The following is an 8,772-nucleotide window of genomic DNA, read 5'->3' on the forward strand; positions in this document are numbered from 1 at the left end:
GTCAGCCCGCCGACTGCGCGGCCTTCTCGACGAACTCCGTCGTGTATGTCTTGCTCAGGTCCACCTGGGCGTTCTTGATGTTGGGGTTGAACGCCTTGAGGACCTTCTCGACGGTCTCCGGACCGTTCTGCGGCATCACGCCGTCGTCGGTGAACATCGGCAGCGTGCTCTTGATCGCCTCCGCGTAGAGGGCCTTGTCGCCCTGGGAGTAGTCGGCGGGCATCTTGGCGGCGATCTGGTCCGCGCTGTGCGTGGACATCCACTTGAGCGTCTTGACGAATGCATTGACCAACTTCTGGACGGTGTCCTTGTGGCCGTTCACCCAGTCCGTCTGCATGTACAGACTTGACGACGGATACGGGCCGCCGAGCGCCTCCTGCGAGCCCTCGGGAGTGCGCATGTCGAGGAGGATCTTCCCCGCCTTCTTGTCCAGGATCGTCGCCACGGTCGGGTCGGTCGTCATGCCACCGTCGATGGCACCCTGCTGGAGCGCGGAGATGAACGTCGGCCCGGCGCCCACGGCGACGGGCGTGAACTCGTTGACGTCCACCCCGTTCTTGACGGCGAGGTACTTGGTGAGGAAGTCGGTCGAGGATCCGAGTCCGGTGACGCCGAGCTTCTTTCCCTTGAAGTCCTTGGGCGACGTGATGTCGCCTGCCGCCTTCGCGGAGACGACCTCCACCTCACCGGGCGCGTGCGAGAACTGCACCACGGATTCGACGGCCTTGCCCTTCACCTGGAGGTCGAGCGTGTGGTCGTAGAAACCGACCGTTCCCTGCACCTGGCCGGCGACCAGCGCGGTCTCGGCCTGGACTCCGGCGGGCTCGGTCAGGAGCTGGACGTTCAGTCCCTCGGCGTCGAAGTAGCCGAGCCGCTGGGTGAGCATCGCGGGCAGGTAGATGACCTTGTCCAGGCCACCGACCATGATCTTGACCTGCTCCCCCTTGCCGCCTCCTCCGCTGCCGCTGCCCGCGGCGGTACTGGCCGCGTCGTTGGCGCAGGCGGTGAGCGAGGAGAGGGCGAGCAGGCCGGCGACGGACAGTGCCGCGAGTCTGGCGGTCTTGCGCATGACGGTTCACGTCCTTGTGAGGATGCGGTGCGGGGAAAGGAGAGGGGAGGCAGGGGAGGCGAGGGCGGCCTTCGCGGCCGTCAGTGCTCGGAGTCGGTCGGCTTCCAGCGGAAGATGCGCCGCTCGGCGAAGGTCAGCAGCCCCTCGGCGACGAGTGCGACGACGGCGAGGATGACCATCGCGGCGTACACACCGGCCGAGTTGAAGGTGCCCTGGGACTGCGCGACGAGCAGGCCGACGCCCTTGGTGGCGCCGATGTACTCGCCGACGATCGCACCGATCAGGGCGAAGCCGAAGCTGACGTGCAGGCTGGTGAAGATCCACGAGGTGGCCGAGGGGATGACGACCTGAAGGGTCACCCTTCGGTCGCTTGCGCCCAGGACGCGGGCATTCGCGACCAGGTTGCGGTCGACCTCCCGGGCGCCCTGGAAGGCGTTGAAGAAGACCGGGAAGAAGACGAGCACCACGGCGGACGCGACCTTGGAGGCGGGGCCGAGCCCGAACCAGATCACGAAGATCGGGGCGAGGACGATCCGGGGGATCGAGTTGAGCACCTTGATGTATGGACCAAGGACATCGGCGAGGAAGGTGATCCGCCCGAGCGCGATACCGAGGACGACACCGGCGACCACACCGATGACCCAGCCCAGCAGCGCCTCGTAGAGCGTGTACCAGATCTGCTCGCCCAGTGAGCCGAGCGCGGTCCCGTGCGTGGTCCAGGTGTAGATCTGGTCCCAGATCTTCGACGGCATCGAGAAGTTGAACGGATCGATGACCTTGGCCCGGGAGAGCCCCTCCCACAGGCCGAGCACGGCGATCAGGAGCACTGCCCGGCCGGCCAGGACGACGGCCTTGCGTCTGCGGGCCGCCCTGGCCCGGCTCCGCGTACGGTCCGTGGGCTTGTCCGTGCCGGCGACGGGGGTGGCGAGGACGTCATGCGACATGGGCCGCACTCCTCTCACGGGTGATACGGACCTCTTCGCCGAGGGACTCCCAGATCTCGCGGTAGATCTCGATGAACCGCGGCTCCAGGCGGACCGACTCGACCTTGCGCGGCCGGGGCAGGTCGATGTCGAAGACCTGCTTCACGGTCGCGGGCCCGGCGGTCATCACGACCACCTTGTCGGCCAGCGCGATGGACTCCTCCAGGTCGTGGGTGACGAAGACGACCGACGCGCCCGTGCCCTCCCACAGTTCGAGGAGCTCGTCCGACATCAGCGCCCGGGTCTGCACGTCGAGCGCCGAGAAGGGCTCGTCCATGAGCAGGATCTCCGGATCGTTGACGAAGGTCGCGGCCAGGGCGACACGCTTGCGCTGACCGCCGGAGAGCTGGTGCGGGTAACGGTCCTCGAAGGCGGCGAGTCCGACCCGGGCCAGCCATTCGCGGGCCTTCTGCTTGGCCTCCGCCTTCGGTACGCCACGGAAGCGCGGGCCCGCCATGACGTTGGACAGGACCGTCCGCCACGGGAAGGTCGCGTCCTGCTGGAAGACGAAGCCGACCTTGTCGCCGACGCCGGCGACCGGCTCCCCGGCCACCAGCACTTCGCCCTCGGAGGGCTCCTCCAGGCCGCTGACGAGGGTCAGCGTGGTGGATTTGCCGCAGCCCGTCGGTCCGACGACGGCGACGAACTCACCGCGTCCGACGGTGAGGTCCAGGCCCCGGACAGCCGTGTGCAGACCCCCCGACGGGGTCTTGAAGATCTTGCTCGCGCCCCGCAGCTCGATGGCGGGGCCGGTGTCTGTGCTCATGCCCCGGGACCGTAGGTGTGGCCCCCGCCACAGCAGCAGTCTTCTGAGCGCAATCCGTTCTTTTGCTCGCAACAGCCTGTTGTGCTCGTTCTGCTCGCGCTACAACTGCGGAGCCGAAACACGGGCTTAACGCTCGCCTGGCCTTGAGGAAATGAGGCCCCATGATTGACGTCCTGGTGGTGGACGACGACTTCCGTGTCGCCGAGATCAACGCCAAGTACGTGGGAAAGGTTCCCGGCTTCCGGGTGGCCGCCCGCGCGCACAGTGCTGCCCAGGCCCTGGCCTGGGTGGAACGCGGAGCCATCGACCTGGTCCTGCTCGACCACTACCTGCCCGACCGGACCGGGCTCGAACTGGTCCACCGGATGCGGGAAGAGGGCCATGGCACCGACGTCATCATGATCACCGCAGCCAGTGACGTGACGACCGTGCAGAAGGCGATGCGTCTGGGCGCCCTGCACTATCTCGTCAAGCCGTTCACGTTCAGCGCGCTGCGGACCCGGCTGGACTCGTACGCCGCCCTGCGCCGCACGGTCGACCGGGTCGGCGGGCGGGGTCTGACGGGGCAGGAGCAGGTCGACCGGATCTTCGGCGCACTGCGCACCGCGCCCTCGCCGAGTTCGCCCGGTCTGCCGAGTGGCCATTCGGAGCCCACCACCGACCTCATCTGCGGGGTGCTGCACCGCGCCGACCATCCGCTGTCCGCCTACGAGGTCGCCGCCGAGACGGGCCTGAGCCGTTCCACGGCGCAGCGCTATCTGCGCCACCTGGAGCAGGCGGGCCGGCTGCGCCTCTCGCTGAAGTACGGCGACACGGGACGACCCGAGCACCGGTACGCCTGGGTGGCGCCCTGACGCATCCGGCCGCGCTCGTGCCGTAACGGTTCCCCACGGGGACGCCCGGTCCGCCCCTATGCGGCTCCCGCACCGGTCAGCGACCGCACCTCGGTCTCCGCGTACTTGGCCTCGTCCGGGGCCTGAGCCGAGGTGACAGTGCCGAGCCAGCCCGCGAGGAAGCCCAGCGGGATGGAGACGATGCCGGGGTTCTCCAGCGGGAAGTACTGGAAGTCGACGCCCGGGAACAGCGACCCCGGGCTGCCCGACACCACCGGGGACAGCACGACCAGCACCAGGGCCGGAACCAGCCCGCCGTACACGGCCCAGATCGCGCCGCGCGTCGTGAAGCCGCGCCAGAACAGCGAGTACAGCAGCACCGGGAGGTTGGCGGACGCCGCCACGGCGAAGGCGAGGCCCACCAGGAAGGCCACGTTGAGGTCGCGGGCCAGCAGGCCGAGCCCGATGGCGACCACCCCGATGCCGACCGCCGCCACCCGCGCGACAGCGACCTCACTGCGCGCCCCGCCCCGTGCGCGCCCCCGTCCCCGCCGTAGCGAGGCGTACAGGTCGTGGGCCACGGACGCGGAGGAAGCCAGCGTGATCCCGGCGACCACCGCGAGGATCGTGGCGAAGGCGACGGCCGCGACGATCGCGAACAGCACCGTCCCACCGGTGGAGTCCGCTCCGCCGCCCAGGTCGAGGGCGAGCAGCGGAACCGCCGTGTTGCCCGCGGCGTTCGAGTCGCGCACGGCCTGCGGCCCGACGATCGCGGCGGCCCCGAACCCGAGGACGAACGTCATCAGATAGAAACCACCGATCAACCCGATCGACCACACCACCGAACGGCGGGCCGCCCGCGCGGTCGGCACCGTGTAGAAGCGGGACAGGATGTGCGGCAGCCCGGCTGTGCCCAGTACCAGTGCGAGGCCCAGGCTGATGAAGTCGAACCGGGCGGTCCAGTCCCCGCCGTACCTGAGCCCCGGCGCAAGGAACGCTTCCCCCTGCCCACTGCGCTTCGCGGCCGTGAACAGCAACCGGTCGAGATCACCGTGAAAGCGCAGCAGCACGAGCACGGTCAGCGCGATGGTCCCGCCGAGCAGCAGGACCGCCTTCACGATCTGGATCCAGGTCGTGGCTCGCATCCCTCCCAACGACACATAGACCACCATGAGCGCGCCGACACCGATCACCGTCCACATCTGTGCCGCCGCGCCCGTCCGCCCGAGCAGCAACGCCACCAGACTGCCCGCCCCCACCATCTGCGCCACCAGATAGAGAACGGAGACGGTGACCGAGGCGGTTCCCGCGGCGATCCGCACCGGCCGCTCGCTCATCCGCGCCGCCACCACGTCGGCCAGGGTGAACCGCCCGCAGTTGCGGACCAGTTCGGCCACGAGGAACAGCACCAGCAGCCACGCGACGAGAAAGCCCACCGCGTACAGGAGCCCGTCGTAGCCGAACAGCGCGATGAGCCCGGAGATGCCCAGGAACGAGGCCGCCGACATGTAGTCACCGGCGATGGCAAAACCATTCTCCATCGGGGAGAAGAGCCTGCCGCCCGCGTAGAACTCCTCCACGGAACCCTGCCGCCTACGGCTCACCCACGTCGTGATCCCCAGGGTGACGGCCACGAACCCGCCGAACAGCAGGAGCGCCAGAAACTGATGCTGCCCCGTCACGACCGACCGCCTCGCACTCCCCGCGCCCTCTCCTGTGTGTTCCAGCGCAGTTCGAGCGCGGGCCGATCCCTGCGCAGCCGCGCGTGCCGCGCATAGGCCCAGGTCAGCAGGAAGGTGGTCAGAAACTGACTCAGCCCGGCCAGCATCGCCACGTTCAACGCGCCGACCACGGGCCGGGCCATGAAACCGGGGGCCGTCGTCGCGGTGACCACATAGCCCACGTACCACGCGAAGAAGGCGATGGCACCGGGCACCACGAACCTCCGGTACCTGCCGCGCACCTCCTGGAAAGCGGCGCTGCGCTGCACGTCGAGATAGACGTCACGGGTGCGAACGGCCGCTTCTTCACCCCTCTCGCGCGCGCCGGGCACCGAGGAGGCGGGCGCACCCGTACTGTCCGCCTCTCCCCAGCCGGAGGCCATCGCGTCGTACCAGGGATCGTCGTGCCTCACCTCGCGCGACGCCGTGTGCGCCGCTTCCCGGTTCTCGGCCGGACTTCCTGGACCACCCCTGTCCCCGCCGGGACGACCATTGCTTGACTGCATGCCCAAGGATGGGCAGAGCGGAATGATCCCTGGCTCTTCTTCCCTCCCCTCTTCACCCCATCAGGTGACTCAGTCCGCTGCGGGCTGCACCAGCCCCTTCCCGAACGCGTAACGCACTGCCTGAGCACGATCCTTGACGCCTGTCTTGGCGAAGAGATTGTTGATGTGGGTCTTCACCGTCGCGGTGGAGACATGCAGTCTGCGAGCGATCTCCTGGTTGCTCAGCCCCTCCGCGATCAGCACCAGCACCTCGGTCTCCCGCGAGGTCAGCCCGTCCGGCGCCGCCACCCGCGCCGGCTGCGGCTCCGGCTCGGACAACCGCTCCAGCAGCCGCCGTTGGACACTGGGCGACAGACCCGCGTCCCCGGACAACACGCTCTCCACCGCGCGTACGATCTCGTCGCCGCCCGCGTCCTTGGTGAGATAGCCCCGCGCTCCCGCCCGAAGCGCGGGGAACAGCGACTCGTCGTCCGCGAAGGTGGTGAGCACCACGACCTGGGTACCGGGATACCCCGCACGGATGCGCCGGGTGGCCTCCACCCCGTCGCAACGGGGCATCCGCAGATCCATCAGCACCACGTCCGGGGCCAGCTCCGCGACCGCCTTGACGGCTTCCTCCCCGTCGCCTACCGCGCCGACGACCTCGATACCCGGCAGCAGCCCGAGCAGCATCACAATGCCCTCGCGGACGACGGTCTGGTCGTCGGCCACGACCACCCGGGCCGGCCTCCGCCCCACCTGCTCGGTCATACGGGCACCTTCAACGTCACCGCGAACCCCTCTTCGTCCGGACCGGCTTCCAACGAGCCGCCCAGCAGTTCGGCACGCTCCCGCATCCCCAGCAGACCGTACCCGCCGCCGGCCTTCGTGAGATCACCCGGCTTGCCACCCGAGTCCCTGACGTCCAGCCTCACCTCGTGCTCGGCGTACTCCAGCAGGACACGGACCCTGGCTCCTTGCGCGTGCTTGCGAACGTTCGTCAACGCCTCCTGAGCAACGCGGCGCACTGCCTGCGCCGCCTCGACGGGGAGCGGTCTGCGTTCTCCTGTGACGGTGACCTCGGCACCGTCGCCGGCGCCGGCCAGATCGCTCAGGAAGTCCTCCAGGGGGGACATCTCACCGCGCAGCGCGGAGAGCGCCTGCCGCGTCTCGGCGAGGCCGTCCCGGGCCATGCCGCGCGCCGCCACCACCCGATCGAGGATCTGCTCGCGGTCCGCGTCCCGCTCGATCAGCAGCCTGGCCGCCTCCAGGTGCACGAGCTGGGCCGAGAGGCTGTGCGCGAGGACGTCGTGGATCTCCCGGGCGATCCTGGCCCGCTCCGCCAGTGCCGCGGACTGCGCCTCGGCCGCTCGGGCGGCCCGCTCCTGTGTGAGCAGGCGCTGCGCGCTGCCCCGCGCCTCGGCGTCCAGGCGCATGACGTACCCGGCGAGGGCCATGCCCACCACGACGGCCGCCGTGGTCAGCCAGACGTCGGTGTTGATCACGGAGAAGGAGGTGAGGGCGACCGCGGTGACCGGCAGTGCCGCTCCGAGAGGGAGCCGCTCCAGGGCCGCGATGGCACAGCCGCACCACACGACCAGTGCCGGCCCCCGGAACCCCGTCGCCCCGGCGAGCCCGGCCATGCCCAGAAGCAGAACGATCAGCGCGACGGAGGGCCACAGCCGGTGACGGTAGGTCGTGTGGTAGAAGCCCCAGGACAGGGCCGCGGTCACGAGGATCCCGCCCACGGTCGCGACCTTGCCCCAGACGTCGATGTGGTTGGCGTCGAAGGCGCCCCAGACCAGTACGCCGAGCACCAGCATCCGCACGGACCAGGCGAGCAGGCGCCTCGGTCTGGCGACCCCCTCGCGGCCCAGCGCCTCGCGGGAGGGCCAGCGCGTCCAGGTGTTCTCCGTCACACGCCCTCCTTCCACGCCGACCGGCGCTCGGCGTCACCGTACGCCGCGCGGCGGCCGCCTGCCGCGGTGAGGGACTGCGCCCGCCAGATCAGAACGCCCGAGCGGACCACGAGAGTACCCGCGAGCGCGAGGAGCAGGGCAGAGCTGTCCTGATGGACACCCAGCACGGCACCGAGGGCGAAGAGGCCGACGCGCAACGCGATGCCGGCGACCCAGACGGCCGCGCTCGCCTTGGTGCTCTTGGACCAGATGGCACCGTCCGGCGCCGTCCACACCCGTGTGGTCCAGGCCCAGCCGGCGCCCATCGCCAGCCCTATGACCAGCTCGGCCGCGAGCAGCGCGACGGACCCGGCGCGGTGGTGTGCGTCGATCATTCCGGGCTCACGCAGCGCGACCAACGCCAGGACCAGGGGCAGGATCCACCAGCGCCGGTCGGTGCTGATCCGGCGGGCACGGAACTGCCGCGCGATCACCAGCGCGACGACAGCCACGATCACCAGCGCGTTGACGAGCCCGGACATCAAAGCCTCCGTGAGCGGAAGGGGATGTCGGCAGCGGGTCCTGCCGACGCCTACGACGCTACGGAAATTCGCAGGTCAGCGAATCGGAGCCCGGGTGGATCACGGGTGGATCCGCCGGTCGTCCCTTCTCCACCCGCGGGTGGAGAACCCGGCCGCGCAACCCTGCCACCGGGCTCTGGGCCCTGCGCCCTGCGCCCTGCGCCCTGCGCCCTGCGCCCTGGGGCATCGGGCATCGGGCATCGGGCATCGGGCATCGGGCATCGGGCATCGGGGGCGGCGTCTCACCGCAGGTCGGTCAGACACGGGCCGACGGAGCCGCTTGAGCACCGTTCCCCGCGCCGGCGAACCCTGGCCGAGGGGACGCACACCTGGCGCGGCCACGGATGCCGGCGCCGGAGTCCCGTGCCCGTACGTGCCCGTATCCGCCGTCCCCGTCCCGTGCACAGCACAGCGGGCTGGCTGCGGCCCCTGGGGC

The 8,772-nt window shown here is 69.9% G+C and carries 9 protein-coding genes; 1 reads left to right on the forward strand and 8 read right to left on the reverse strand.

Translation table 11 applies throughout. From position 1 onward, the window contains the following. Position 1: 1 nt before the first annotated feature. From ACFC09_RS38725 to ACFC09_RS38735, 3 genes are all read right to left on the reverse strand, one after another. Positions 2-1,069, reverse strand: a complete 1,068-nt coding sequence (locus tag ACFC09_RS38725; RefSeq protein WP_376536499.1) for an ABC transporter substrate-binding protein — start codon at positions 1,067-1,069, stop codon at positions 2-4. A gap of 80 nt (positions 1,070-1,149) precedes the next feature. Then, on the reverse strand, positions 1,150-2,013 hold the full coding sequence (locus tag ACFC09_RS38730) for an ABC transporter permease (RefSeq protein WP_376536501.1): 864 nt from the start codon (positions 2,011-2,013) through the stop codon (positions 1,150-1,152). Then, positions 2,003-2,818 (reverse strand): ABC transporter ATP-binding protein, encoded by an 816-nt coding sequence (locus ACFC09_RS38735; protein WP_376536503.1) that lies wholly within the window; start codon positions 2,816-2,818, stop codon positions 2,003-2,005. The genes ACFC09_RS38730 and ACFC09_RS38735 overlap by 11 nt, the downstream gene beginning before the upstream one ends. Positions 2,819-2,979: 161 nt before the next feature. Between ACFC09_RS38735 and ACFC09_RS38740 the strand changes: the two genes are divergently transcribed. Next, entirely contained in the window at positions 2,980-3,672 is a 693-nt protein-coding gene (locus ACFC09_RS38740; RefSeq protein ID WP_376536505.1) for a response regulator, read from the forward strand. Positions 3,673-3,728: 56 nt separating this feature from the next. Here the strand turns inward: ACFC09_RS38740 and ACFC09_RS38745 are convergent, their stop codons facing one another. From ACFC09_RS38745 to ACFC09_RS38765, 5 genes are all read right to left on the reverse strand, one after another. Continuing rightward, positions 3,729-5,333, reverse strand: coding sequence for a cation acetate symporter (locus ACFC09_RS38745; protein WP_376536507.1), 1,605 nt, complete (start codon positions 5,331-5,333; stop codon positions 3,729-3,731). After that, positions 5,330-5,878: a DUF485 domain-containing protein gene (locus ACFC09_RS38750; RefSeq protein WP_376536509.1), complete on the reverse strand. Its 549-nt coding sequence runs from the start codon at positions 5,876-5,878 to the stop codon at positions 5,330-5,332. The genes ACFC09_RS38745 and ACFC09_RS38750 overlap by 4 nt, the downstream gene beginning before the upstream one ends. Before the next feature lie 69 nt (positions 5,879-5,947). Then, positions 5,948-6,628: a response regulator gene (locus ACFC09_RS38755; RefSeq protein ID WP_376536511.1), complete on the reverse strand. Its 681-nt coding sequence runs from the start codon at positions 6,626-6,628 to the stop codon at positions 5,948-5,950. Beyond that, the gene (locus tag ACFC09_RS38760; protein ID WP_376536513.1) at positions 6,625-7,776 is read right to left on the reverse strand and encodes a sensor histidine kinase; all 1,152 of its coding nucleotides are present in this window, start codon (positions 7,774-7,776) and stop codon (positions 6,625-6,627) included. Before ACFC09_RS38760 ends, ACFC09_RS38755 begins: the two co-directional genes overlap by 4 nt. Next, complete coding sequence (locus tag ACFC09_RS38765; protein WP_376536515.1) at positions 7,773-8,297, reverse strand: DUF1453 domain-containing protein; 525 nt, start codon at positions 8,295-8,297, stop codon at positions 7,773-7,775. The genes ACFC09_RS38760 and ACFC09_RS38765 overlap by 4 nt, the downstream gene beginning before the upstream one ends. Positions 8,298-8,772 lie beyond the last annotated feature (475 nt).

This window comes from Streptomyces sp. NPDC056161, assembly GCF_042268025.1.
Classification (GTDB): domain Bacteria; phylum Actinomycetota; class Actinomycetes; order Streptomycetales; family Streptomycetaceae; genus Streptomyces.